At 64.1% G+C, this 25,373-nt stretch carries 26 protein-coding genes; 6 read left to right on the forward strand and 20 right to left on the reverse strand.

Going from position 1 to position 25,373, the window contains the following annotated elements:
• The first annotated feature begins 30 nt into the window (after positions 1-30).
• On the forward strand, positions 31-1,263 hold the full coding sequence (locus AC07Z7_RS05055; protein WP_494765547.1) for a multidrug effflux MFS transporter: 1,233 nt from the start codon (positions 31-33) through the stop codon (positions 1,261-1,263).
• Positions 1,264-1,365: 102 nt separating this feature from the next.
• On the opposite strand, the gene AC07Z7_RS05060 is transcribed toward AC07Z7_RS05055, so the two are convergent.
• The 3 genes from AC07Z7_RS05060 to orn form a co-directional block, all read right to left on the reverse strand.
• Positions 1,366-2,838, reverse strand: coding sequence for a sensor domain-containing diguanylate cyclase (locus tag AC07Z7_RS05060; RefSeq protein ID WP_205734069.1), 1,473 nt, complete (start codon positions 2,836-2,838; stop codon positions 1,366-1,368).
• A gap of 147 nt (positions 2,839-2,985) precedes the next feature.
• Complete coding sequence (locus AC07Z7_RS05065; protein ID WP_494765548.1) at positions 2,986-4,836, reverse strand: DEAD/DEAH box helicase; 1,851 nt, start codon at positions 4,834-4,836, stop codon at positions 2,986-2,988.
• A 397-nt stretch (positions 4,837-5,233) separates the two neighbouring features.
• Positions 5,234-5,827 (reverse strand): oligoribonuclease, encoded by a 594-nt coding sequence (gene orn / locus AC07Z7_RS05070; protein WP_094285863.1) that lies wholly within the window; start codon positions 5,825-5,827, stop codon positions 5,234-5,236.
• A 37-nt stretch (positions 5,828-5,864) separates the two neighbouring features.
• On the opposite strand from orn, the gene AC07Z7_RS05075 reads away from it, so the two are divergent.
• The 3 genes from AC07Z7_RS05075 to rsgA are packed head-to-tail and all read left to right on the forward strand — an operon-like array spanning position 5,865 to position 8,470.
• Positions 5,865-7,175: a M48 family metallopeptidase gene (locus tag AC07Z7_RS05075; RefSeq protein ID WP_494765549.1), complete on the forward strand. Its 1,311-nt coding sequence runs from the start codon at positions 5,865-5,867 to the stop codon at positions 7,173-7,175.
• The gene (locus AC07Z7_RS05080) at positions 7,172-7,513 is read left to right on the forward strand and encodes a 4a-hydroxytetrahydrobiopterin dehydratase (protein WP_094285401.1); all 342 of its coding nucleotides are present in this window, start codon (positions 7,172-7,174) and stop codon (positions 7,511-7,513) included. Before AC07Z7_RS05075 ends, AC07Z7_RS05080 begins: the two co-directional genes overlap by 4 nt.
• 12 nt (positions 7,514-7,525) lie before the next feature.
• The gene (gene rsgA, locus AC07Z7_RS05085; protein WP_494765550.1) at positions 7,526-8,470 is read left to right on the forward strand and encodes a ribosome small subunit-dependent GTPase A; all 945 of its coding nucleotides are present in this window, start codon (positions 7,526-7,528) and stop codon (positions 8,468-8,470) included.
• A gap of 29 nt (positions 8,471-8,499) precedes the next feature.
• On the opposite strand, the gene AC07Z7_RS05090 is transcribed toward rsgA, so the two are convergent.
• From AC07Z7_RS05090 to rpsP, 6 genes are all read right to left on the reverse strand, one after another.
• On the reverse strand, positions 8,500-9,486 hold the full coding sequence (locus AC07Z7_RS05090; RefSeq protein WP_094285399.1) for a CobD/CbiB family protein: 987 nt from the start codon (positions 9,484-9,486) through the stop codon (positions 8,500-8,502).
• 55 nt (positions 9,487-9,541) lie between these two features.
• The gene (locus AC07Z7_RS05095) at positions 9,542-10,264 is read right to left on the reverse strand and encodes a CoA pyrophosphatase (RefSeq protein WP_252657648.1); all 723 of its coding nucleotides are present in this window, start codon (positions 10,262-10,264) and stop codon (positions 9,542-9,544) included.
• Between the two features lie 111 nt (positions 10,265-10,375).
• Complete coding sequence (gene rplS, locus AC07Z7_RS05100) at positions 10,376-10,759, reverse strand: 50S ribosomal protein L19 (RefSeq protein WP_056061081.1); 384 nt, start codon at positions 10,757-10,759, stop codon at positions 10,376-10,378.
• A 128-nt stretch (positions 10,760-10,887) separates the two neighbouring features.
• Complete coding sequence (trmD, locus tag AC07Z7_RS05105; protein WP_494765551.1) at positions 10,888-11,646, reverse strand: tRNA (guanosine(37)-N1)-methyltransferase TrmD; 759 nt, start codon at positions 11,644-11,646, stop codon at positions 10,888-10,890.
• Positions 11,647-11,679: 33 nt separating this feature from the next.
• The gene (gene rimM, locus AC07Z7_RS05110; RefSeq protein ID WP_494765552.1) at positions 11,680-12,252 is read right to left on the reverse strand and encodes a ribosome maturation factor RimM; all 573 of its coding nucleotides are present in this window, start codon (positions 12,250-12,252) and stop codon (positions 11,680-11,682) included.
• Positions 12,253-12,328: 76 nt separating this feature from the next.
• Positions 12,329-12,580: a 30S ribosomal protein S16 gene (gene rpsP / locus AC07Z7_RS05115; protein WP_063461301.1), complete on the reverse strand. Its 252-nt coding sequence runs from the start codon at positions 12,578-12,580 to the stop codon at positions 12,329-12,331.
• Between the two features lie 146 nt (positions 12,581-12,726).
• Here rpsP and AC07Z7_RS05120 point away from each other — a divergent pair, with 146 nt between their 5' ends.
• Entirely contained in the window at positions 12,727-13,248 is a 522-nt protein-coding gene (locus tag AC07Z7_RS05120) for a GNAT family N-acetyltransferase (RefSeq protein WP_494765553.1), read from the forward strand.
• Positions 13,249-13,261: 13 nt separating this feature from the next.
• Positions 13,262-13,708, forward strand: coding sequence for a TM2 domain-containing protein (locus tag AC07Z7_RS05125; protein ID WP_063461303.1), 447 nt, complete (start codon positions 13,262-13,264; stop codon positions 13,706-13,708).
• 108 nt (positions 13,709-13,816) lie between these two features.
• Here AC07Z7_RS05125 and AC07Z7_RS05130 read toward each other — a convergent pair whose 3' ends face one another.
• The 11 genes from AC07Z7_RS05130 to AC07Z7_RS05180 all read right to left on the reverse strand — a co-directional run bounded on the left by AC07Z7_RS05130 (position 13,817) and on the right by AC07Z7_RS05180 (position 25,345).
• The gene (locus tag AC07Z7_RS05130) at positions 13,817-14,827 is read right to left on the reverse strand and encodes an inorganic phosphate transporter (RefSeq protein WP_094285395.1); all 1,011 of its coding nucleotides are present in this window, start codon (positions 14,825-14,827) and stop codon (positions 13,817-13,819) included.
• Positions 14,828-14,846: 19 nt separating this feature from the next.
• Complete coding sequence (locus AC07Z7_RS05135) at positions 14,847-15,494, reverse strand: DUF47 domain-containing protein (RefSeq protein ID WP_055403060.1); 648 nt, start codon at positions 15,492-15,494, stop codon at positions 14,847-14,849.
• Between the two features lie 165 nt (positions 15,495-15,659).
• The gene (locus AC07Z7_RS05140) at positions 15,660-16,022 is read right to left on the reverse strand and encodes a DMT family protein (protein ID WP_094285394.1); all 363 of its coding nucleotides are present in this window, start codon (positions 16,020-16,022) and stop codon (positions 15,660-15,662) included.
• A gap of 231 nt (positions 16,023-16,253) precedes the next feature.
• Entirely contained in the window at positions 16,254-16,982 is a 729-nt protein-coding gene (locus tag AC07Z7_RS05145; RefSeq protein WP_094285393.1) for an ABC transporter ATP-binding protein, read from the reverse strand.
• A 2-nt stretch (positions 16,983-16,984) separates the two neighbouring features.
• Entirely contained in the window at positions 16,985-17,767 is a 783-nt protein-coding gene (locus AC07Z7_RS05150) for an ABC transporter ATP-binding protein (RefSeq protein ID WP_015013097.1), read from the reverse strand.
• A 25-nt stretch (positions 17,768-17,792) separates the two neighbouring features.
• Positions 17,793-18,869 carry an ABC transporter permease subunit gene (locus tag AC07Z7_RS05155; protein ID WP_094285859.1) on the reverse strand — a complete coding sequence of 359 codons (1,077 nt, stop codon included), beginning with the start codon at positions 18,867-18,869 and terminating at the stop codon, positions 17,793-17,795.
• 13 nt (positions 18,870-18,882) lie between these two features.
• Positions 18,883-19,812: a branched-chain amino acid ABC transporter permease gene (locus tag AC07Z7_RS05160; RefSeq protein WP_094285392.1), complete on the reverse strand. Its 930-nt coding sequence runs from the start codon at positions 19,810-19,812 to the stop codon at positions 18,883-18,885.
• A gap of 327 nt (positions 19,813-20,139) precedes the next feature.
• Complete coding sequence (locus tag AC07Z7_RS05165) at positions 20,140-21,489, reverse strand: replication-associated recombination protein A (RefSeq protein ID WP_494765554.1); 1,350 nt, start codon at positions 21,487-21,489, stop codon at positions 20,140-20,142.
• 94 nt (positions 21,490-21,583) lie between these two features.
• Positions 21,584-22,216, reverse strand: coding sequence for an outer membrane lipoprotein periplasmic chaperone LolA (gene lolA, locus AC07Z7_RS05170; RefSeq protein WP_440114001.1), 633 nt, complete (start codon positions 22,214-22,216; stop codon positions 21,584-21,586).
• A 44-nt stretch (positions 22,217-22,260) separates the two neighbouring features.
• Positions 22,261-24,597 (reverse strand): DNA translocase FtsK, encoded by a 2,337-nt coding sequence (locus AC07Z7_RS05175; RefSeq protein ID WP_494765555.1) that lies wholly within the window; start codon positions 24,595-24,597, stop codon positions 22,261-22,263.
• Positions 24,598-24,667: 70 nt separating this feature from the next.
• Positions 24,668-25,345 carry a Crp/Fnr family transcriptional regulator gene (locus AC07Z7_RS05180; RefSeq protein WP_063461312.1) on the reverse strand — a complete coding sequence of 226 codons (678 nt, stop codon included), beginning with the start codon at positions 25,343-25,345 and terminating at the stop codon, positions 24,668-24,670.
• Positions 25,346-25,373 lie beyond the last annotated feature (28 nt).

Raw genomic sequence — 25,373 nt, forward strand, 5'->3', positions numbered from 1 at the left:
GTGCGCCCGTCAACCCCTTCCCCTCTTCGCATGAACCCACAAGCCCACCTGCTCTGGAAAGCGCCCCGCTGGGCCTTGGCGGTGTTGCTGGCGGTGCTGGGGATGCTGGGGCCGTTCTCCATCGACACCTACATCCCCGCGTTCTCGGGCATCGCCACAGCGCTGGGTGCTACGCCGGTGCAGATGCAACAGACGCTGTCCGCCTACCTGTTCGGCTTCGCGTTCATGAGCCTGTTCCATGGTGCGCTGGCCGACAGTTTTGGCCGCAGACCGGTGATCCTGTGGGGCATCGCGGTGTTCACGCTGGCATCTGCGGGCTGCGCGTTGTCGCAGACTATTGGGCAATTGGTCTTTTTCCGGGCATTGCAGGGCCTGTCCACAGGAGCCGGCATCGTGGTGTCGCGCGCCGTGATCCGCGACATGTTCCCGCCCGCCCAGGCACAGAAAGTGATGAGCCAGGTCACCATCTACTTTGGCGTGGCCCCGGCGATTGCCCCCATCGTGGGGGGCTGGTTGTTCGTGCACCTGGGCTGGCACAGCATTTTCTGGTTCCTGACACTGGTGGGTGTGGCACTGTGGACCGCCAACTACCGCCTGTTGCCCGAAACCTTGCACCACGAGCACCGACAGCCCTTCAACGTGCGCCACCTGATGCGCGGCTATATGCAGCTCGGGTCCAGTGCGCGGTTTGTGTTGCTGGCCCTGGCCAGTGGCGTGCCATTCAACGGCATGTTCCTCTACGTGCTCTCTGCACCGGCTTTCCTGGGCGAACATTTGTCGCTGGCGCCCACGCAGTTCTTCTGGTTCTTCATCCTGACCATCTCGGGCATCATGGGCGGCGCCTGGCTTAGCGGGCGCCTGGCCGGGCGCATCCCACCCAAGCGGCAGATACGCCATGGTTTTCTGATCATGTGCACGGTGGCGGTGCTCAACCTCGTGGCCAACCTGCTGTTTCCGCCACACGCCTGGTGGGCCCTGCTGCCCATTGCCATCTTCTCGTTCGGCTGGGCACTGATGGTGCCGGTGGTCACGCTGCTGGTGCTGGACCTGCACCCGGAGCGCAGGGGCATGGCCTCGTCGATGCAAGCCTTTGTGGGCTCCAGCGCCAACGGCCTGGTGGCCGGTCTGATTGCCCCCCTGGTCATGCACTCCACGGTGCTGCTGGCGCTGGCCTCGCTGCTGATGATGGGCATAGGCCTGGCGGCCTGGATCTATCTGCACCACCGCTGGCCCGACATCGGACGCACACCCGTTCAGCTCTGAGCATCCGTCCCGGGTTCACCCAAGATCGCTCCTGGGGCTGCACTACCCTGCAGGACCATGACCAACTGTCAGTGCAAGGTGGTCACCGGGCATGCATCCACCTCAGGTGTTGTGCGGCTGCCGACGGTCCACATTTTTCTGCTGGTAATAGCGGTTTTTCTCGGCGTACATGGCTTGGTCGGCACGATTGATCGCCGCTTCCACCCCATCGCCGGAATGGCAACTGGCGATGCCCATGGCCAGACTCAAGTGCTGGCCGGGGTAGAACTGGTTGTTCAGCTCCAGCATCGAGATGATGCGCTCCTGCAACGCATAGGCCCCGCGCTCTTCAGTGCCAGGCAACAGCACGGTGAATTCATCGCCGCCAATGCGCGCCGCGCAGGCCGGGGCATCCACGGCCTTGGCCAGCACCTCACCCACGCGCCGCAGCATCGAGTCGCCCGCCGCGTGGCCTTGCTCGTCATTGACCACCTTGAGCCCATTCAGGTCAATGGCGATGACGGACAGCGGCCAGGGCCCTTTGCGCGTGAGCCGGTTCAACTCTTCGGCATAGAAGGCGCGGTTGCGCAGCTGGGTGAGTACATCGTGTTTGCCCAGGTATTCGAGGTAAGCCTCGGCCTTTTTTCGGGCCGTGATATCCACCAGCGACAGGAGCACCAGGCCCCAATCATGCCGATGGCTATCGAGCACCGAGAATTGCATGTGGATGTTCACCGCGTCGCCCGACAGTGAGTAGTTCACCACCTCGCGCTGCTGGAAGGTCTTCCCCTCCCACAGGTCCTGCAGCTGCTCTGCGAAGGACTCATGCATTTCGCCACGGAACACGCGGCCGATGTTGTTGAGCAGCATCTCCTTGCTGGCAGCGCCGAACATGCGCAATGTCTGCTGGTTCACGTCGATGACGCGGATCTCCTGCATGCAGCGGCTCACGAAGTCGGGGTGTACCTTGAGGAAGGTCTTGAAGTCGCCAATGCCCTGGGCACGTACGCCATCGAGCAGATTCTTCACGGCGCTGAAGTCTTCCACCCAGAGCGAGACCGGCGAATGCTCGAACAGGTCGCGCGCATACTGCTCGCTGCGCCGCAAGCGGCGCGCAGCCTCCAGTTGCTGGGTGTTGTCCTCCAGAGAGACCAGCACGCGGCTCCAGTCGGCCTCATGACCAGGCAGTATGCGCGCGCGGACCAGCACGTCCAGGCGCCGGCCGTCGAGCGCGTAGTTCACCGTCTGGTTGGCAAACTCCATCTGCCCGTCCCACAGCTGCGCAAGCTCATGCGCCGCAGTGTCGTGCCGGTCATCCCGAAAGACTTTGTCGAGGTTGGCTTCCAGATGCTGCTGGCTGTCGGCCGAGAACAACTCCAGCGTGCGCCGATTGACCTGCAGCACACGCAGCGACGCACTGCATTGGCGCAGGCGGGCCGGGTCTTCGGCCAGATGGGAGCGTATGTCGGTGACCCCTTGCGCACGCCAGCCATCGAACAGACGTTTGAGTTCGCTGAAATCCTCCAGCCAAAGCGACACGGGCGCCAGCTCGAACATGTGTTCGTAATCGGCCCCCGAGGAGAGAGAAGACACCACAACAAATTCCTCCGTGGGCAATTATTGACGACACGGCCCGCAAAAAGCAGGGGGCCCGCACTCCAGCCACAAAAAAGGGCTGGCACCTTGCGGTACCAGCCCTTGATCGGTGGGAGCGCTCAACACGCCCCCAACCCTATTCATCAATCAGCGTGCGGGGCGCGCTGGGCGCTTGCGCGCATCGTGGGCCACAAAGGGCTTGCCACCACCACCCGCCGGCTTGGAGAACGCAGGCTTGCGCGGCGCGAAATCACCACGGGGTGCGCCGGCATCGCCACGGGGTGCAAAGCCACCGCGGCCCGCATCACCAAAGCCCGGCTTGCGGCCATAGCCTTCGCCGTCGCGGCGAGGAGCAAAACCACGGTCAGCACCACGATCGTCACGACCACCGAAGCCGCCACCATCGCCACGGGCTGGAGCACCACGGTTGTCACCACGGCCAGCAAAACCGCCGCCAAAACCACCACCGAAGCCGCCACGGGCAGGACCACCGAACTTGCGGTCACGACTGTCACGGTCATAGCCACCCGAGCGGCCACGGCCACCAAAATCACCGCCACGGGGCGCCTGGGGGGCGCGTTGGGCAGGCTCCATGCCAGGGATCACTTCGGCCTTGAACTGCTGGCGGCTGTACGACTCAATGTCGTAAATCTTGCGGCGGTCGCGGAACTCGGCAAAAGTGACGGCCAGGCCGTCGCGGCCCGCACGGCCGGTGCGGCCAATGCGGTGGGTGTAGTCCTCGGCCTTCATGGGCAGGCCGAAGTTGAACACGTGGGTGATGGTGGGCACGTCGATGCCACGGGCTGCGACATCGGTCGCCACCAGAATCTGCACCTGGCCACTGCGCAGCGCCATCAGGCGGCGGTTGCGCAGGCCCTGGCTCAGGGCACCGTGCAGGGCGACAGCCGAGAAGCCGTCTTGCTGCAGGTCGTTGGCCAGACCATCGCACTCCACCTGGGTGCTGGCGAACACGATGGCTTGGTTGATCGTGGTGTCACGCAGCCAGTGGTCCAGCAGCTTGCGCTTGTGCTGGGCGTTGTCGGCCCAGTACAGCACCTGCTTGATGTTGGTGTGTTTCTCTTGCGGAGAGTCGATAGTCACCTTTTGCACGGACGAGCCGCCGTCGTGCATCACACGCATGGCCAGCTGCTGGATGCGGGGCGCGAACGTGGCGCTGAACATCATGGTCTGCTTGCGCTGGCTGGTCAGCTGGTTCAGCTCGGCCAGGTCGTCCGAGAAGCCCAGGTCCAGCATGCGGTCGGCTTCGTCCACCACCAGGAACTGCACCTTGTCGAGCTTGATCTGCATGGAGCGCTGCAGGTCCAGCAGGCGGCCAGGGGTAGCAACCACCAGATCGGCGTTCTGCAGCTTGGCGATCTGCAGCTGGTAGGGCATGCCGCCCACCACATTGGCCACGCGCAGACCACGGCAGTGCTTGACCAGATCAATGGCGTCGTGCGCCACCTGCTGGGCCAGTTCACGGGTGGGGCACAAAATCAGCGCGCCCGGCGTGGCGGCCTTGAAATTGCGCGAGCTGGTGGGGTCCTTGCGCTTGGCACGCTTGGGGGCGGGCTCGCCACGGGCAGCCGCTTCGGCCGCCGCACGCTCGAACGCTGCGCGCTCTTCAGCCTGGGCCACGGCCTGCTGCTGGATCAGCGTGTGCAGCACCGGCAGCAGGAAGGCGGCGGTCTTGCCGCTGCCCGTCTGGCTGGAGACCATCAGGTCGATGAACTTCGAGGCATCGCTGCCCATGGCCAGAGGAATGGCCTTGCGCTGCACGTTGGTGGGCTGTGTGTAGCCCAGGTCGGCCACGGCTTGCACCAGCTCGGGCGCCAGGCCCAGTTCGACGAACCCATTGGGCTCGGCGGTCACGGCGGCAGCATCTTCAATAGCGGCGGCCACCACGGAATCGAGGGAGGAGGACTGCACGGAAACGTCGGCAGCAAAGGAATTATCAGCAGGCGCGAATTCGCCCTGCACCAAAGAGGTGTCGGTCATGAATTTTTCTCTCACGAAGACGGTCGCGGGCGCTGCCCACGATTGGCTTCGTCAAATGGTTAAAAAACATCAACCATCAAACGAAACCTGCGCTGGCTCTGGGGAATCAGGCCGATGCGGGTGGGCTGTTATTCGCCAGTCCTGCACTGCCGGCTTACATTTGCATGTGGGCAGTGGGCTGGCAAGCCCGGTGTGTGAGGGGAGATGCACAAACTGCGAGGCGGATTTCCTGCGCAGCCCGCAATTATGACACGGTTAAGGGTTTCCCCGCAATACCCTTCCAATGCGCAGCCTCTCCAAGGCGTGCTCCGGGCGCACGCCCTCGCGCAATGGCCGCACCGCTGCAGGGGCGCCCCATACCGCGCATGCGCCGAGGGCGCTCCTGACGCCAAGCGATTCAGGGGTTTTTCACTTCCACGGACAACAGGTGCTGGCGGTAGTGCGCCAGCTCATCGATGGACTCGTGCACATCCGCCAGGGCCGTGTGCTTTTGCGCCTTCTTGAAGCTGGTGTAGGCCTCGGGCTTCCAGCGTTTGGCCAGCTCCTTCAAGGTGCTGACATCGACGTTGCGGTAGTGGAAGAACTTCTCCAGCTTGGGCATGTAGCGCACCAGAAAACGGCGGTCCTGCCCGATGCTGTTGCCACACATGGGGGCTGTGCCCTTGGGTACATACTGGCTCAGGAAGGCAATGATCTGTTGCTCGGCCTCCTCCTCGGTCACCGTCGAGGCCTTCACCTTGTCGATCAGGCCGCTGCGGCCGTGGGTCCCCTTGTTCCAGGCATCCATCTTGTTCAGCAATTCGTCCGACTGGTGGATGGCAAACACCGGGCCTTCGACACGGGGCTCCAGACCAGGGCCCGTCACGACCACGGCGATTTCCAGCAGGCGGTCCGTATCCGGCTCCAGGCCGGTCATTTCGCAATCGAGCCAGACCAGGTTCTGGTCGGATTTGGCAAGCGTGGCAGGGGTGGGGTTGTTGGCTTCTGACATGGCGCGCATTGTCGCCGATGGCCTAAACTCGCCGCACATGCCCACCCCCGACGACTTCTCCCCCTCCATGCTGCTCACGCTGGCCTTTGCGACTGCACTTGTCCTGGGCCTGGCGCTCAAGTTCTGGCTGGCCACCCGCCAGGTGCGGCATATCGCCCGCCACCGCGCCGCCGTGCCTGCACCGTTTGCCGAGCGCATCTCCCTGGCAGCCCACCAGAAGGCCGCCGACTACACCATAACCAAGGCCCGCCTGGGGCTGCTGGAGATGGCCCTGGGCTGCGTGGTGCTGCTGGGCTGGACCTTGCTGGGCGGCCTGGACGCACTGAACCGCACCCTGCTGGACACCATGGGGCCCGGCATGGCGCAACAGCTGGCGCTGCTGGTGGCCTTCGCCGCCATCGCTGGCCTGATCGACCTGCCCTTGTCGCTGTACCAGACCTTTGTGATCGAAGAGCGCTTTGGCTTCAACAAGATGACCTGGCGCCTGTGGCTGGCCGACGCGGCCAAGGGCCTGCTGGTGGGTGCGGTCATCGGCCTGCCGATTGCCGCGCTCATCCTGTGGCTCATGGGCGCGGCCGGCCCGCTGTGGTGGCTCTGGGCCTGGTGCTGCTGGATGGGCTTCAACCTGCTCTTGATGGTGATCTACCCCACCTTCATCGCGCCCCTGTTCAACAAATTCCAGCCACTCGAAGACGAATCGCTCAAGGCCCGCGTCACGGCCCTGATGCAGCGCTGCGGCTTCTCGGCCAAGGGCCTGTTTGTGATGGATGGAAGCCGCCGCAGTGCCCATGCCAATGCCTATTTCACGGGCTTTGGCGCGGCCAAGCGCGTGGTGTTCTACGACACGCTGCTGAAGCAGCTGGCCCCGGGTGAAGTCGAGGCCGTGCTGGCGCATGAGCTGGGCCACTTCAAGCACCGCCATATCATCCAGCGCATCGTGGTCATGTTTGGCCTCAGTCTGGCCGGTTTTGCGCTGCTGGGATGGCTCTCCAACCAGGTGTGGTTCTATACGGGCCTGGGCGTGCGCCCCAACATCTCGTTGGACCCCACCATAGCGGCCGCGCCCAACGACGCCTTGGCGCTGCTGCTGTTCATGCTGGTGGTGCCCGTCTTCACCTTCTTCATCTCGCCGCTGTTCTCGCAACAGTCGCGCAGGCACGAGTTTCAGGCAGATGCCTACGCCATGGCCCAGGCCAGCGGCGCCGATCTGGCTTCGGCCTTGCTCAAGCTGTACGAAGACAATGCCTCCACGCTCACACCCGACCCGGTGTACGTGAAGTTCTACTACTCGCACCCGCCCGCCACCGAACGGCTGGCACGCATGCTCCCCACCCCTGTCTACCCATGACCACCACCATGTTGAAGAAAAAAGACTGGTCTGCGCTTTCCCGCCGTGCGCTGACCGCTACTGAAGTTGTAGCAAATCTGGCCAAGCTCGAAGGCTGGAGCCTGAGCGGCGACGGCGCAAACGTCGCCATCGAGAAGACCTACCGCTTCGCCAACTACTACGAGACCATCTCGTTCGTGAACGCGCTGGCCTTCGTCGCCAATGCACAAGACCACCACCCCGACCTCTCGGTGCACTACAACCGCTGTGTGGTGCGCCTGAACACCCACGATGTGAACGGCATCTCCTCGACCGACTTCGAGTGCGCCGCCCAGTTCGACGCATTGGTCGCGCTATGACACCAGCCCACCATGGCTGAACGCAGCGCCCTCATGGAAGGCACCGTGGTGGCCAGCCATGGGCGCCATTGCATGGTTGAAACCGCCGACGGCGAGCGTCGCATCTGTCACCCGCGGGGCAAGAAAAGCCACGCCGTGGTGGGCGACCGGGTGCTGTGGCAAGCCCCTCCGCCCGGCCAGGGCGACGAAGGCACCATCGAGAAGGTGCTGGAGCGGCGCAACCTGTTCTACCGCCAGGACGAGATCCGCACCAAGTCGTTTGCGGCCAACCTGGATCAGGTGCTGATCCTGATCGCGGCAGAACCCGTGTTCTCCGAAAGTCAGCTCGCCCGCGCCCTGATCGCAGCCGAGGCCGAAGGCATCAAACCACTGATCGGCCTCAACAAAAGCGATCTGGTGGAGCCCTTTGCCCGCGCCTGGGAACGGCTGCTGCCGTACCGCCACATGGGGGCAGGCACGCACTATGGTGTGCTGCCCTTGTCGCTGGCGCTGTCCAGCGATGTGGACCGCGCGCTGCTGATGGAACACCTGCGCGGCAAGACCACGCTGGTGCTGGGCCCCTCAGGCTCGGGCAAAAGCACACTGATCAACCTGCTGGTGCCAGGCGCTACCGTGCAGACCGGCGAGATATCGCAAGCGCTGAACTCCGGCAAGCACACCACCACCAGCACCCACTGGTACTGGATGGATGCGGAGCGCACCACGGCGCTCATCGACTCACCCGGGTTCCAGGAATTCGGTCTGCACCATGTGGCGCCCATGCAGCTCGCCGCCTGCATGCCGGACATCGCAGAACATGCCAACCACTGCAAGTTCTACAACTGCACCCACCTGCATGAGCCCGGTTGTGGTGTTCTGAAAGCGGTTAAAAACGGCTCTTCCGCGCACGGGATAAGCCCAAATCGCTATAAAATTTATAGCGATTTATTTGAAGAGCTGAGCCACACCCGCTATTGACGCGAGCCCTGCACAAAGGGTGCCCAGCCCTACCCCAGCAGGCGGGCCAGCGTGAGCAGCGCCAGCAGCAGCATCCAGACCACCACCGATCGCCACACCAGCCCCACCACACTGCGCAGGTGGCCCACTTCGGGCTCCCGGCCGGGAGTGGAGTCGCTGTCGCCCATGTCGGCGTCGATCTCCAGCCCTTGGGGGGCCTGCGTTTCGGTGCGAGCCTTCAGGGCCTCGCCCCCCAGGCGCACATTGATCGCGCCCGCTGTGGCAGCCAGTACCACGCCATCGTTGTCGTTGGGGAACCGCTGCGCATGAAAACGCCAGCCCTCGATCGCTTCCTCAAAACTCCCGACCACGGCAAAGCTGAGTGCCGTGAGCCGCGCCGGCAGCCAGTCCACCACAGTCCAGGCCTGGGCACAGGCCTGCTGCAGCGAGGCACTGGCGGGCTGCGTGCCCGCGCGTTGCCGGTAGTGCCAGTAGCGTGAAACAAATTCGGCCAGACGGTACAACACCGCCCCCGTGGGCCCCAGCCCCAGCGCCGCCAGCACCGAGAACCAGGCCAGCACCCCAAACACATGGCGGTGCGCGGCGAGCACCGAATACTCGATCACATGGCGCACGATCTCGCTGCGGGGCAAGGCCCCCACATCCACCTGCTGCCAATGTGCAAGGCGCTCGCGGGCCGCATCTTCATCGCCTTCTTCGAGCGCATCGCGGATGCCCGTGAAATGGTGGCTGAACTGGCGAAAGCCCAGCGTGACATACAGCACCGCCACGCTCCAGAGCACCGCAAACGGCCAGCCCAGACCCCACAGCAGCGCCCAATGGATGGCCAGCGTGATCAGGGCCGGGAGCAGCACCGCCAGGCTCCAGGCCACCCAGCCATGGTGGGGCTTGCCTGCGTCGAAGTTGCGACTCACGGACAGCGCCCACGCCCGCAGACCCGCATGAATGGGGTTGCTGCGAGCCAGGGGGCGGGCCTGCTCGATCAGCAGAGCGAACAGGATGGCGAAGAAACTCATGGGGGGCAATGATACTGGCGCTTCGCCCCCGTGCACCCTTTATGTGCGAGGCGGATCAGGCCTGCATGAAGCGGTAGAAATTGCGCAGCATACCCGCCGTCGCACCCCAGATGAAATGGTTCTTGCGGCTGTCCTGGTAGGGCATGGAGAACCACTCGCGGTGCACACCGTCCCGGTCGAACACATGGCGCCGGTGGTTGGCGGGGTCCAGCAGAAACGCCAGCGGCACCTCGAACAGGTCCGCCACCTCGTAGGGATTGGGCTGCAGCACGCAGTCTGGCCGCACCAGCGCCACCACTGGCGTGATGATGAAGGACGAGCCGGTGACGTAGGTTGGCAAGGTGCCCAGCACCTCGACGAACTCGGGCGCGAGCCCGACTTCTTCCTGTGCCTCGCGCAAAGCCGTGTCGGCGGCCGTGGCGTCGCCAGGGTCGGCCCGCCCGCCCGGGAAAGCCACCTGCCCCGAGTGGGTGGACAGGTGGGCCGTGCGCTCGGTGAGCAGCACCGTGGGCTGCTCGCGCAGCATGATCGCCAGTAGCACGGATGCGTGGGCTGGCTCGCGGTTCATGAACTTCTTCTCCAGCAGCACCTCGGGCTCCCAGCGGGGCGGGTGCGCAAACCGCGCGCGCAGCGCCTCGGGCGTCTGCGCCGCCGCAGGCACAGCGGGCAGGTGCGCATCCACGCCCACCACCGGCACCAGGCGGGGGTCGAAATCAGGCAGGCTGGACAGCGGCGCAACGACGGACGAAACGGCGGGGGCGGGAGAAGAGGCGTTCACTCAAGAAATTCGGTTCGGGTTCAGGTTCGGATTCAACAGGCCAAAAAACAAAAAGCCGCTACAGGCTGATGCTGTAGCGGCTTGTCAGGGCAGGCCCTCGCCTTGCTTGGATTAAGCGGCGGTGGCAGCAGCCTTGACGCGCGAAGGCAGCTTTTCCTTGATACGTGCCGACTTGCCGCTGCGGTCACGCAGATAGTACAGCTTGGCACGGCGCACGTCACCACGGCGCTTGACTTCGATGCTGGCGATCAGGGGGCTGTAGGTCTGGAACGTACGTTCCACGCCTTCGCCGCTGGAGATCTTGCGCACGGTGAAGCCGCTGTTCAGGCCGCGATTGCGCTTGGCAATCACAACACCTTCGTAGGCCTGCACGCGCTTGCGGGTACCTTCCACCACGTTCACGCTCACGATGACGGTGTCACCGGGGGCGAATTCGGGGATGGTCTTGTTCAAGCGGGCGATTTCTTCCGCTTCCAGGGTCTGGATCAGGTTCATGTTTGATGTCCAACGATCTTGTCCGCGCCAAAAGTGGCTGCGTCGGGATTGACGGTTCAGTGTTTTGCGGGAGGAAACCCTGTCAAAACGGCCGGCCAGAGGATCGAAAAGCCTTTGATTATAACAATTCAGGCGAGCTTGGCCAATACCGCCTCGTCGGCCGGGGCCAGACGCCCCGCCTGGCGCGCAGCGTCGATGAGATCTGGGCGGTGGCGGGCCGTGATGGCCAGCCGCTGGTCGCGCCGCCAGCGCTCGATCTGCGCATGGTGCCCGGACATCAGCGCCGCGGGTACCTGCTGCCCCGCCCACTCCTCCGGCCGCGTGTAGTGCGGGCAGTCGAGCAGACCGTCGAGCGCGGGGTTGAAGCTGTCGAGCTGGTGGCTGCCTTCGTCGTTGAGCACGCCGGGTTGCAGGCGGGCGACCGCATCCAGCAAGGCCATGGCGGCTATTTCGCCGCCCGAGAGCACAAAATCCCCCAGACTCATCTGCACATCCACATGTGCGTCGATGAATCGCTGGTCAATGCCTTCATAGCGGCCACACAGCAGCACGGCGCCTGCGCTGGCAGACCAGCGCTCCACAGCAGCATGGTTGAGCGGCGACCCGATGGGTGAAAAGAGCATCAGCGGCGCCCTGCCCTCCTCCGGCTCGGCCCGCTCCGCTCGGATGGCCGCGAGGCACCGCTGCAGCGGCTCGGCCATCATCACCATGCCGGGGCCGCCCCCAAAGGGCCGGTCGTCCACGCGGCGGTAGTTGCCTTCGGCATGGTCACGCGGGTTCCACAGGCGCACATCGACCTGGCCGCTGGCATAGGCGCGGCGGGTCACGCCGCTCGCCAGGAAAGGCGCGAACAGCTCAGGGAACAGGGTGATGATGTCAAAGCGCATGGTGCGTGCAGGGCGCAGGAGAGCGGCATCCGCTCAGTAGTCGGGCTGCCAATCGACCGTGATGCGCTTTTCAGGCAGATCCACCTTGTCCACAAAAGCCGAGACAAAAGGAATCATGCGCTCGCGGGCCTTGCCATCTTCCTCATAAGCCAGCACCAGCACGGTCTGGGGGCCGGTGGACATCAGCTCCTGCACCTGCCCCAGCGCCACGCCTTCCCGGTTGACGACCGCGAGGCCGATCAGATCCACCCAGTAGAACTCATCCTCCGAGGTGGACGGAAAACTCGACCGGGGCACAAAAATGCGCGCACCGCGCAGGGCCTCGGCGGCATTGCGGTCATCAACGCCCTGCGCCCAGGCCACCACGGTGTCGGAATGGTCCTTGGCCTGTCGGATGGACAGCACCACCGTGCCCGCAAATGCCTTGGCCCCCCGCTCGGACGGCTGCAGGTACCAGCGCTTGGACGCGAACAGCGCCTCGGGGCTGCTGCTGTGGGACAGCACCTTGAACCAGCCCTTGACGCCCCAGGCATCGGCAATGCGCCCCACTTCAACGGCATCGGGCGGCAGCTCTGCGGGTTCGAGGGTCAGGGGAGTGGTGGCCATGGCGGGGGGATTCCAGAATAGGAAAAGGGCGGGTTCCGCCAGACTAGCCGACGGAACCCGCCCTTTTCAGGGAGCTTTAAGCAGCCTTCTTGGCGGCTTGCTTGATCAGGCGGTCCACCGTGGGGGAGGACTGGGCACCAACGCCCACCCAGTAAGCCAGACGGTCTTGCACGATGCGCAGGCCTTCTTCGGTTTCCTTGGCGGTGGGGTTGTAGAAGCCGATGCGCTCGATGAAGCGGCCGTCACGGCGCACGCGCTTGTCAGCAACGACGATGTTGAAGAAAGGACGGCCCTTGGAGCCGCCGCGGGAGAGTCGAATGACGACCATGATTTATCCTTCGGGTGGTGAACTCCGGCAACATTTGCCGTAAGCCACAGTGTTCGCAACCATATTCGCAACGCTTGAGACACGCGACATGGCCACCCGGCCAGCGACACGCTGCAAAGCCCGCGATTATATCCATTTCCTCCAAAATGCCCACCATCCGTCCCAGTACCGACAGCGATATCTCTGCCATTACCGCCATTTACCAACACCACGTGCTCCACGGCACGGGCACCTTCGAGATCGATCCCCCGTCTGAAGCCGACATGGCGGGCCGCCGCGCCGACGTGCTGGCGCGTGGCCTGCCCTGGCTGGTGGCCGAGCAGGACGGGCAGGTGCTGGGGTTTGCCTACGCCAACTGGTTCAAGCCGCGCCCGGCCTACCGTTTTTCGGCCGAAGACTCGATCTACGTGGCCGACAGCGCCCGTGGCATGGGCCTGGGCCGCCAACTGCTGGCCGAGCTGGCCATGCAGGCCGAAGCCGTGGGCGTGCGCAAGCTGCTGGCCGTGATTGGCGACTCGGCCAACGCGGGCTCCATCGGGGTGCACCGGGCGCTGGGGTTCACTGATGTGGGCATCATGCGCTCAGTGGGCTGGAAGTTTGGCGCCTGGCGCGACATCGTGCTGATGGAGAAGACCCTGGGCGCGGGCGACACCACCTCCCCCGAATGACACGATGCCCCGCATGAAGAACAAGACCCTGGCGGCCTGGCTCGCTTTTCTAGGCGGGCCGCTGGGCCTGCACCGCTTCTACCTGCACGGCATGTGGGACCTGATTGGCTGGCTGCTGCCACTGCCCACGGCACTGGGGGTCTACGGCATCCAGCGTGTGCAGCAGTTTGGTCAGGACGATCACACCAGCTGGATGCTGATCCCGCTGCTGGGCTTCACCATCGCGGGCTGCGCGCTGCAGGCCATCCTGTTTGCCCTGAAGACGCCCGAAGCCTGGAACGCCCGCTACAACCCCCACGCTGCGCCCGACGCCGCGCCCGGCCGCACGGGCTGGATCACCATTGCCGCCATCGTGGCGTCGCTGATGATCGGCACGGCGGTGCTGATGGCTAGCATCGCGTTCAGCTTTCAGCGCTACTTTGAGCACCAGATTGAAGAAGCCCGCAAAATTTCTCAATGAAATTGGGGCCTTGCGCTTGATGGGCAAGCGCAAGAAGCTATAAAAAATATAGCGACTGAGAATTGGCGATCCACCATCCGCTGGCTCCCAGCGGATGGTGGCGGGCCGTCAGAAGATCTGCAGGCTGATCCAGTAAGCCACTGCGGCCACAAACGCGCTGGCCGGGATGGTCAGAATCCACGCCCAGACGATGTTGCCCGCCACGCCCCAGCGCACGGCGCTGGCGCGCTGCGTGGAGCCCACGCCCACGATGGCACCGGTGATGGTGTGGGTGGTGGACACCGGAATGCCCAGCGTGGTCGCCAGGAACAGCGTGAGCGCCCCGCCCGTTTCGGCGCAGAAACCACCCACGGGCTTGAGCTTGGTGATCTTCTGGCCCATGGTCTTGACGATGCGCCAGCCGCCGAACATGGTGCCAAGGCCAATGGCCACGTAGCAGCTCACGATGGTCCAGGTGGGAGGCGAGGCTTCCGTGGCCGAGGTGTAGCCCGTGGCGATCAGCAGCAGCCAGATGATGCCGATGGTCTTTTGCGCATCATTACCACCGTGGCCCAGGCTGTAGGCCCCGGCAGACACCAGTTGCAGGCGGCGGAACCACTTGTCCACCTTGCTCGGGCGCGTGCGCCGGAAGATATGCGCCACCGCCACCATCATGATGGAGCCCAGCATGAAGCCGAGCAGCGGCGAGACGAAGATGAAGGCCACCGTCTTGAGGATGCCGGTGGAGATCAGCGCACCCGCCCCGGCCTTGGCGATCACCGCGCCCACGATGCCACCGATCAGCGCGTGCGACGAGCTGCTGGGGATGCCGTAGTACCAGGTGATCACGTTCCAGGTGATGGCGCCCACCAGGGCGCCAAACACCACATGGGTGTCCACGATGCCGGGCTGCACGATGCCCTTGCCCACCGTGGCCGCCACGCTCAGGTGGAACACGAAAATCGCGATGAAGTTGAAGAACGCCGCGAACAGCACCGCCTGCGCGGGCTTGAGCACGCCGGTGGAGACCACCGTGGCGATCGAATTGGCGGCGTCGTGGAACCCGTTCATGAAGTCGAACAGGAGCGCCAACGCCACGAGCAGAACCACAACCCACAGGGCCGTCTGTATGGTTTCCATGCTGGTCAGCCTGCGGGGTTCAGGAGTTTTCGAGGACGATGCCCTCGATGCAGTTGGCCACGTCCTCGCACTTGTCGGTGATCGTTTCCAGCAACTCATAGATGGCCTTGAGCTTGATCACCTCGCGCACATCGGGCTCTTCGCGGAACAGCTTGCTCATGGCGCTGCGCATCACGCGGTCGGCGTCGGATTCGAGCTTGTCGATTTCCTCGCAGGTCTTGAGCGCGGCCTCGGCCACGGCCGGATCGGCGATCTTGTCGAGCAGCTTCACGGCATCACGCAGGCGCTCGCAGCACTTGAGGCTCAGGTCCGTGAGGCGCGTGATCTCTTCCGTCATGTGGCGCACGTCGTACAGCGCCATGGTCTCAGCCGAGTCCTGGATCAGGTCGGCCACGTCGTCCATGGTGTTGATCAGCGTGTGGATCTGCTCGCGGTCGATGGGGGTGATGAAGGTCTTGTGGATCGCCTTGTTCACCTCGTGGGTCACGCGGTCGGCGGCGCGCTCGGCGTTGTCCACATCCTGGTTGTACTTGTCGCGCAGGTGCGGATCACTGTAATTGGCCACCAGCTGCGAAAAGGCCCGTGCCGCCTCGACGATGCGGTCCGCATGCTGGTTGAACATTTCGAAAAAATTGCCTTCGCGTGGCAACAGCTTGGCAAACAGCATGGGAGAGGCTCCTGGAACGGGATCGAATTTTGAAAAAAGGCAAAGCCATGACAGAACCATGACTTTTTCGTGACCCGGGGAGTTTAACCGTCCACCCCCAACGGGCCGATGCCTGCGCAGCATGCGGTCATGCGCCGGGGCAAGCCCCTGGCGCGCGCGTGCGGCTCAGGCGCCGCGGAAGATGAAGTACACCGCACCGACCAGGCACAGCCCCGCCCAGAGGTAGTCCCACTTGAGCGGCTGGCCCATGTAGAACACCGCAAACGGCACAAACACCCCCAGCGTGATCACCTCCTGCATGATCTTGAGCTGCCCCACATTGAACTGCGTGTAGCCGATGCGGTTGGCAGGCACCTGCAGCAGGTATTCAAACAGTGCGATGCCCCAGCTCACCAGCGCAGCGGTGTACCAGGGCGAAGATGCCAGGCTCTTGAGGTGCCCGTACCAGGCAAAGGTCATGAAGACGTTGCTGGCAATGAGCAGCAACACGGTCTGGAGCGAAACGGGCAGGGATTGGAGGGTGGACATCGACGGCCTCGGCCAGGAGGGGCTGAACAAGGGCTGGATTATGAACAAAAATGGCACTCTGCGCGCGACAGGCAAGCGCTTTAAGCTATAAATTAAATAGCAACATCTGCCTGCCTACCTGCAGAGGCCAAAAAAAAGCACCGCCCGAGGGGGCAGTGCCTTGTTGTCTGCCCCAGTTCCTGCGCCCTTTGGCAGGCGGCAGGCGGGGCACATCGGTGCGAATGGTCCGGGTTACTCGCCCAGGTAGGCAGCACGCACCTTGGGGTCGTTCAGCAGCTGCTGGCCTGGGCCAGTCATGGTGATCAGGCCCGACTCCATCACGTAGCCACGGTCGGCAATGGCCAGCGCACGGCTCGCGTTCTGCTCCACCAGCACGATGGTCACGCCCAGGGCGTACACGTCGCGCACCACCTCGAAGATCTTGTCCACCATGATGGGCGACAGACCCATCGAGGGTTCATCCAGCAGCAGCACCTTGGGCTGGCTCATCAGCGCACGGCCCATGGCCAGCATCTGCTGTTCGCCACCGGACATGGTGCCCGCCAGCTGGTCCTTGCGCTCGCGCAGGCGCGGGAAGATGGTGAACATCTTCTCGATGTCGGCGAGGATGCCCGCCTTGTCCTTGCGGATGTAGGCGCCCATCTGCAGGTTCTCGGTGATGGTCATGCGCGCGAACACGCCGCGGCCTTCCGGCACCATCACGAGGCCTTCCTTGACCAGGTCCCAGGCGCCCTTGCCCTTGATGCTCTTGCCCAGGTACTCGATGTCGCCGTCGTTCATGCCCAGCGTGCCGGTGATGGCCTTCATGGTGGTGGTCTTGCCCGCACCGTTGGAGCCGATCAGCGAGACCAGTTCGCCTTCGCGCACTTCGAAGTCCACGCCCTTGACGGCCTGGATACCGCCGTAGGCCACCTTCAGGCCCTTGACCTGCAGCAGTACCTTGTTGGATTTTTCGGCCATTCTCAATGTCCTCCGGTGCCCAGATAGGCCTCAATCACTTTTTCGTTCTTCTGCACTTCGGCAGGGTTGCCTTCGGCGATCTGCTTGCCGTAGTCGAGCACCGTCACACGGTCGCACAGGCCCATCACCAGCTTCACGTCGTGCTCGATGAGCAGGATGGTGCGGTTGTCGTTGCGGATGCGGTCGATCAGCTCGCGCAGCTGCACTTTCTCGGTGGCGTTCATGCCGGCGGCGGGCTCGTCCAGCGCAATGAGCTGCGGGTCGGTGGCCAGCGCACGGGCAATTTCGAGGCGACGCTGGTCGCCGTACGACAGCGTGCGCGCCTTGTAGTCGGCAAACTTGCCGATACCCACGTAGTCCAGCAGCTCCTGGGCGCGCTTGGCAATCGCGGCTTCTTCTTCCTTGAAGCCCTTGGTGCGCAGCACCGCGCCCAGCAGGCCGGACTTGGTACGGATGTGGCGGCCCACCATCACGTTCTCGAGCGCCGTCATTTCGGCAAACAGGCGGATGTTCTGGAAGGTGCGCGCAATACCGGCCTTGGCCACTTCGTGCACGGCCGTTGGCTCGTAGGGCTTGCCGGCCAGCTCGAAGGTGCCCGCGTCGGGCGTGTACAGGCCGGTGATCACGTTGAAGAACGTGGTCTTGCCTGCGCCGTTGGGGCCGATCAGGCCATAGACCTGGCCGCGCTGGATGGTGATGCCCACGTCGGACAGGGCCTGCAGGCCGCCGAAGCGCTTGGAAATACCGGCGACCTTCAGCACCACTTCATTGGATTTCTCTGTCATTGCTAACTTTCGGTGGTGTTCTGCTTCAGGTCTTCTGCGTCAGGCTCTTGCCGTGCTCAGGCGACGGCCACAAGCCACGAGGGCGCAGCAGCATGATGATGATCATGGCCAGGGCGATCAGCAGCTGGCGCAGGATGGCGGAGTCCAGACGGCCGTCCGTCATGGCCTGCAGCGGGCCGGCCACGTAGCGCAGCACTTCGGGCAGGGCCGACAGCAGCACGGCACCCAGGATCACGCCGGGGATGTGGCCGATACCACCCAGCACCACCATGGCAACGATCATGACCGACTCCATCAGGCTGAAGGACTCGGGCGACACGAAGCCCTGAAAGGCGCCGAACATCGCACCCGACACACCACCAAACGAAGCGCCCATGCCAAAAGCCAGCAGCTTCATGTTGCGGGTGTTGATGCCCATGGCCTTGGCGGCGATTTCGTCTTCACGGATGGCCATCCAGGCGCGGCCGATGCGCGAATCCTGCAGGCGGTAGCAGATCACGATGGAGACCACCACCAGCACCAGGAACAGGTAGTAGTACAGGGTGACGGAGTTGATGTCGAAGCCGAACAGCTCCAGGCGCTTGCCCAGGTCCAGGCCAAAGATCTTGACCGAGTCGATCTGGCCCAGGCCCTTGGGGCCGTTGGTCAGGTTGACGGGGTGGTCCAGGTTGTTCAGGAAGATGCGGATGATTTCGCCGAAGCCCAGCGTCACGATGGCGAGATAGTCCCCGCGCAGCTTGAGCGTGGGCGCCCCGAGCAACGCCCCGAAGAACGCCGCCAGTAACGCCGCCACCGGTATCACGAGCCACAACGAGGTGTGCAACCCGTTGGGGAACATGGCGGCAAACGCCGCAAAGTTGTCCGCGAGGTGCGGCGAGGCCATCAAGGCAAACAGGTAGGCGCCCACGGCGTAGAACGCCACGTAGCCCAGGTCCAGCAGACCGGCATAGCCGACCACGATGTTCAGGCCCAGGGCCAGCAGCACGTACAGCAGGGCCAGATCGGCAATGCGCACCCAGGCGTTGCCGAAGGATTGCAGGATCAGCGGCAGCACCAGCAGCGCAACGGCGCCGATGATCCAGTTGGTTTTGGTGTTCTTCATGGTGTGAGGCTCCTCAGGCGCGATCCGCCACACGCTCACCCAGCAGGCCCGAGGGGCGCAGCGTCAGGATGATGATGAGCACGATGAACGCAAAGATGTCGGTGTAGTGGCTGCCCAGCAGGCCGCCCGTGAGCGTGCCGATGTAGCCAGAGCCGATGGCTTCGATGAGGCCCAGCAAAATGCCGCCCACCACCGCGCCGGCCAGGTTGCCGATGCCGCCGAACACGGCCGCCGTGAAGGCCTTGAGGCCCGGCAGGAAGCCCATGGTGTGCTGCGCCGTGCCGTAGTTGGAGGCGTACATCATGCCGGCGATGGCCGCCAGGACGGCGCCGATGATGAAGGTGGCCGAGATCACCATGTCGGGCTTCACACCCATGAGGGACGCCACGCGGGGGTTCTCTGCGGTGGCGCGCATGGCACGGCCGAGGTTGGTGTGGTTGACCAGATAGACCAGCGAGGCCAGGGCCACGGCCGTCACACCCAGGATCAGGATCTGCGTGGGGGTGATGAAAGCGCCACCGATCTGGAAAGGCGAGCTGGGCAGCAGCGTGGGATACGGCTTGTAGTTGGGCTTCCAGATGATCATCGCCAGCGTCTGCAGCAGGATCGACATGCCGATGGCGGTGATCAGGGGCGCCAGCCGCGGGCTGTTGCGCAGCGGCTTATAGGCAATTTTCTCGATCGTGAAGTTCAAGGTGGCAGCGACCACACACGCAATGATGGTGGCCAGCAGCAGGATCATCCAGCCCGGCGCGCCCGGCATGGCGGCCTGCATCATTCCAATACAGCTCCAGCTGGTCAGGGCGCCGATCATGAGCACCTCGCCGTGGGCAAAATTGATGAGTTGAATAATGCCGTACACCATGGTGTAGCCCAAGGCTATCAAGGCGTACATGCTGCCGAGTACCAGACCGTTGATGATCTGTTGCAGCAAAATGTCCATAAGAGAAGTCCTTCGTTTGTGACGCACCCACCGCTCAGGCACCGGAATCGGTACAGCCTTGTGGGCCCGACTGCCATCTAGCAAAAAACCCGCCAGGAGTACTACTGTGCGGGTTTGTGGACGGGATTGTAGCGAGTAGTCCTCTCCGTCCCCATCCGCGCCGGGCGGGGTTTTCCCTCGGGTTTTCGTCCCATCAGCGCGCCACGCACTGTATAAGGAAAAATGATCCACGCAGGATCATTGATGTGCAAACTTATTACCTACAGTATGCAGAATCAGCATAACGCGGCAAATGGGATCACAAGACGCTCTCTCTGAACCCCTGCTTTATTCGCCTTCGCCGGGGTCTGTACCCGCACCTGCCGACACGTTGCGCGCACGCAGTTCACGCAATTTCTGTGCAATCTTGATTTCGAGCCCACGCTCCACCGGCTGGTAGAAACCGGGCTCCGGCATGCCCTCGGGCAGGTAGTTTTCGCCTGCGGCAAAGCCACCCTCCTCGTCGTGCGCGTAGCGGTAGCCCTTGCCGTAGTCGAGCTGCTTCATGAGCTGTGTTGGTGCGTTGCGCAGGTGCATGGGCACGGGCCGGGTGCCATCCTGCTTCACCCACGCGCGCGCCGCGTTGTAGGCCTTGTAGACCGCGTTGGATTTGGGCGCCACGGCCAGGTACACCACACACTCGGCCAGCGCCAGCTCGCCCTCGGGGCTGCCCAGGCGCTCGTAGACCTCGCTCGCGTCCAGCGCCAGGCGCAGGGCGCGCGGGTCGGCCAGGCCAATGTCCTCGCTGGCCATGCGCACCAGGCGGCGGGCCATGTAGCGCGGGTCGGCACCGCCGTCCAGCATGCGCACCAGCCAGTATAGCGCGGCATCGGGGTCGGAGCCGCGCACGGACTTGTGCAGCGCGCTGATGGTGTCGTAGAACTGCTCGCCGCCCTTGTCATAGCGGCGCATGCGCTCGCCCAGCACCTTGAGGAGCCACACGTCGGTGATCTCGGCAAGCTTTTCCTGCGCGGCCGCCATGGCCAGCGTTTCCAGTGTGTTGAGCAGGCGGCGCGCGTCGCCATCGGCATAGGCCACCAAGCGGTCAATTGCTACGTTTTCAATAGCTGGCAGCGCTTGTTCCGCCTGCGCCAGGGCCACAATTTTCTTCAAATCCTCTTCGGACAAGGGCTGCAACACATAGACCGCCGCACGCGACAGCAGCGCGGAGTTGACCTCAAACGAAGGGTTCTCGGTCGTGGCACCGATGAAGGTGAACAGGCCCGACTCGACATGGGGCAGAAAGGCGTCCTGCTGGCTTTTGTTGAAGCGGTGCACCTCGTCCACAAACACGATCGTGCGCTGCTGCATCAGCCCGTCGCGCGCGGCCTGGGCCTGCTCCACGGCCTCGCGGATGTCCTTGACCCCGCCCAGCACGGCGCTGATGCTGATGAACTGGGCATCAAAGGCATCGGCCATGAGCCGCGCAATGGTGGTCTTGCCCACGCCCGGCGGGCCCCACAGGATGCAGCTGTGCGGGCGACCTGATTCAAACGCGAGCCTGAGCGGCATGCCCGGACCCAGCACATGCTGCTGGCCAATCACCTCGCCCAACGTGCGGGGCCGCAGGCGCTCGGCCAGGGGCTGGTGGGTGGAGGCCTGCGCCGCTGGGGAGGTGGAGGCACTGCGTGTGGCCATGGTGGAGTCGGTCCTGTCTACATCACGCTTATCGAGCAAAAGTGCTCTTTGCGCCTGACCAGCATGCGCTGGAAGCTATATTATTTATAGCAAATCACTGCTTCACCACATCCGCCCCGGCAGGCGGCTTGAACTGGAAGCTGCTGGCGGGCAGCGCTGCATTGGCCTGCATGCCGGTAAAGCGGATCAGCGAGCGCTGGCCAAAGCTGTCCAGGATGTCGAGCGCCGCCAGCTGTTCGCCCGCAAAACCCACGCGCACGCTCTTGAGCTGGCCGTCCTTGGCCTTGGGGCTGGCCAACACCCACTGCAGGCCATCGGCATCGGGGGCGGCCTCCAGCGTGAATTCGGCCTTGAGCGCCGACAGATCGGGCGCCGACGCCAGCAGCGCAGCGGGCGTACTGCCCAGCGCCTGCGACTGAGAGCGCTGCGTGACCTGATTCAAATCCACGTCATACAACCACAGCGTCTGGCCATCGGCCACGATGGTTTGCTCGAACGGCTTTTTGTAGACAAACTTGAAGCGCCCGGGACGCTGGAACTCGAAGCTGCCGCTCGACTGTTTGGTGCGCGCAGCCTGCCCTTCTTTCGGGGGCGAGGTCACGGTCTGGGTGAAATCCGCCTTGCCCGTCTGCGTGCCCTTCATGAAGGATTCCAGGCTTTTCAGGCCGTCAGCGCTTGCTGCGCTTGCCGCAGCAGCTATCAAAATTGCAGTGGCGATCTTTTTCAACAGAAACTCCTGTGGGGTGCGGGCCGGGCGCGCAGCCCGGTCCATCATTCGCTGCGGTTAGGCACCAGCACTTCGCGCTGGCCGCTGGCGGTGAGGCCGCTGACCAAGCCAGCTTTCTCCATGTCTTCCAGCAGCCGCGCCGAGCGGTTGTAGCCAATGCGCAGCTTGCGCTGCACGTACGAGATGCTCGCCTTGCGGTCCTTGAGCACCACTTCGACGGCCTGGTCGTACATGGGGTCCTTCTCGCCCCCTTCGCCACCGCCGCCGTCCCCTGACAGATCACCGTCGCCATCCACAGTTCCGCCTTCGAGCACACCCTCTATGTAGTCCGGCTCCCCTTGTTCCTTGAGGTAACTGACGACACGGTGCACTTCTTCGTCCGACACAAAGGCGCCATGCACCCGGATCGGCAGGCCGGTGCCGCTGGCCATGTAGAGCATGTCGCCCATGCCCAGCAGGGCTTCGGCGCCCATCTGGTCGAGGATGGTGCGGCTGTCGATCTTGGAGCCCACCGAGAACGCGATGCGGGTGGGAATGTTGGCCTTGATCAGGCCGGTGATCACGTCCACGCTGGGGCGCTGGGTGGCCAGAATCAAGTGGATACCTGCCGCGCGCGCCTTCTGCGCCAGGCGGGCGATGAGTTCTTCGATCTTCTTGCCCACCACCATCATCAGGTCGGCCAGCTCGTCGATGATGACCACGATGTGCGGCAGGCGCTGCAGCGGCTCGGGCTCTTCGGGTGTGAGGCTGAAGGGGTTGTAAATGAACTCCTCCTTGGCCTTGGCTTCGTCGATCTTGGTGTTGTAGCCCGCGAGGTTGCGCACACCCAGCTTGGACATGAGCTTGTAGCGGCGCTCCATCTCGGCCACACACCAGTTCAGACCATGCGCCGCCTGCTTCATGTCGGTGACCACGGGCGCCAGCAGGTGCGGAATGCCTTCGTACACCGACATTTCCAGCATCTTGGGGTCGATCATCAACAGGCGCACATCGCGCGCCTCGGCCTTGTACAAGAGCGACAGGATCATCGCGTTGATGCCCACCGACTTGCCCGAGCCCGTGGTACCCGCCACCAGCACATGAGGCATCTTGGCGAGGTCGGCCACCACCGGGTTGCCCACGATGTCCTTGCCCAGGCCCATGGTAAGCATGCTCTTGGCCTCGTGGTAGACCTGCGAGCCGAGGATTTCTGACAGGCGGATGGACTGCCGCTTGGCGTTGGGCAGCTCCAGCGCCATGAAGTTCTTGCCGGGGATGGTCTCCACCACGCGAATCGACACCAGGCTCAGCGAACGCGCCAGGTCCTTGGCCAGGCCCACGATCTGCGATCCCTTCACGCCGGTGGCGGGCTCGATCTCGTAGCGCGTAATCACCGGGCCGGGCATGGCCGCGACCACGCGCACTTCCACGCCAAAGTCCTTGAGTTTTTTCTCGATGAGGCGGCTGGTCATCTCCAGCGTCTCGGGCGCCACGGTTTCCTGGCGCTGCTGCGGGCCATCGAGCAGGTCCACCAGGGGCAGCTTGCTGTCAGGCATCTCGGTGAACAGGGGCTTTTGCCGCTCTTTCACCACACGCGTGCTTTGGGGCACCTCCACCAGCACGGGTTCGATGATCTGAATGGGTTCGGGGTGGTGCACCTCGCTCTCGGTGCGCTCTTCCAGCACCACTACTTCGCGCTCGCGTGCGGCCTTGCGGCCCACGGCCACATCCTTGGCCACCTCGCGTTTTGCCAGGCGAGATTGCACCAGCGCATCGATGCGCGCCCCCAGAAACTCCGCCACATGGCCCCACGAAAAGCGGAACACCAGCGCCGCGCCCAGCACGGCCAGCACAATGGCCAGCAGCCCCGAGCCGGTGAAACCCAGCCATTTCACGCTGGCGGGCCCCGTGAGGTACCCCAGCACACCACCGGCATGGCCCGGCAGGAGAGATTCAAAACGGTACAGCCGCGACCACTCCAGGGCCGTGCTGGCACACATCAACACCACCAGGCCCAGCCAGAACGTGGCCCGGCGCACCAGCGGGCTGGCCGCCCCGGCCACTGCTTCGCCCCCGCGCATCCAGCGCGCCAGCGAAGACAACCAGGCGCGCACACCCGCCGCCACACACAGCCACACCGAAAAGCCCATCGCAAAATAACTGCCGTCAGCCAGCCAGGCCCCCAGCCGACCCGCCCAATTGGCCACCGCGCGCGCATCCCGCGCGCCCGAGGTGGACCAGGCCGCGTCCTGGGCCGAATAGCTGACCAGCGCCAGCAGCCAGAAAACCAGGGCCAGCAGGCCCACCAGCAGGCCAATCTCATGGCCAAAACGGGCCGCGCCCGTGCGGGGCGGCGACTTGGCCGCCGCCGATGCATTCAAGGTATTGAGGGAATAGGTCATAAGCGTGCCGGGCGAGCTTACCCCAAGCATCCCAGGACCGTGGGCTTGCCCCGCCGCAGGGCGGTAAACGTCAGCCCAGCGCGTTCAGCCGGTCCCGCAGCAGCGTGGCGCCGCTCGGGAGCACTTCGATGAAGCCCCGCTCTTCCAGGTCCTTCATCACGCGGCTGACCATCTCGCGCGAGGCGCCCACCATCTTGGCCAGGTCCTGGCGCGATATCTTGTCCTTGATCACCTGCTGGCCCTGGGCATCGGGCACGGCAAAGTCCAGCAGGGCATGGGCCACACGGCCGTACACATCCAGTAACGCCAGTGACTCAATCTTGCGATCGGCATGGCGCAGGCGCTTGACCAGACCACGCATCACCACCAGCGACATGGAGGCGTTCTCGGTCAGGCAACGGGCGAACTCGGTGCGGCCCAGCATCAGCACGTCGGTCTGCACCTCGGCCCGCACCGTGGCCGAGTGGGGTTCGTTGTCGATGATGCTCATCTCGCCCAGGTAGTCGCCCTGCGCCAGGGTCGCCAGGATCACTTCGCGCCCCCGGCTGTCCGAGGTCATCACCCGGGCCCGGCCCGTGAGGAGGATGAAAAGGGCATTGGATTTCTGCCCCTGTTCCACCAGGGCCTCGCCACGCTTGAAACGGCGCTTGATCACCGCGCCGCTGATCACCTCGGCCTGCGCCACCGTCAGCAGCGAGAACAAGGGCACCCGGCGCAGCAGGTCCAGGTTGGACAACATCGTGGACATGCAGACATCTCCTTTCAGGGGTGCGGCT

The organism is Acidovorax sp. GW101-11A03 (assembly GCF_059424825.1).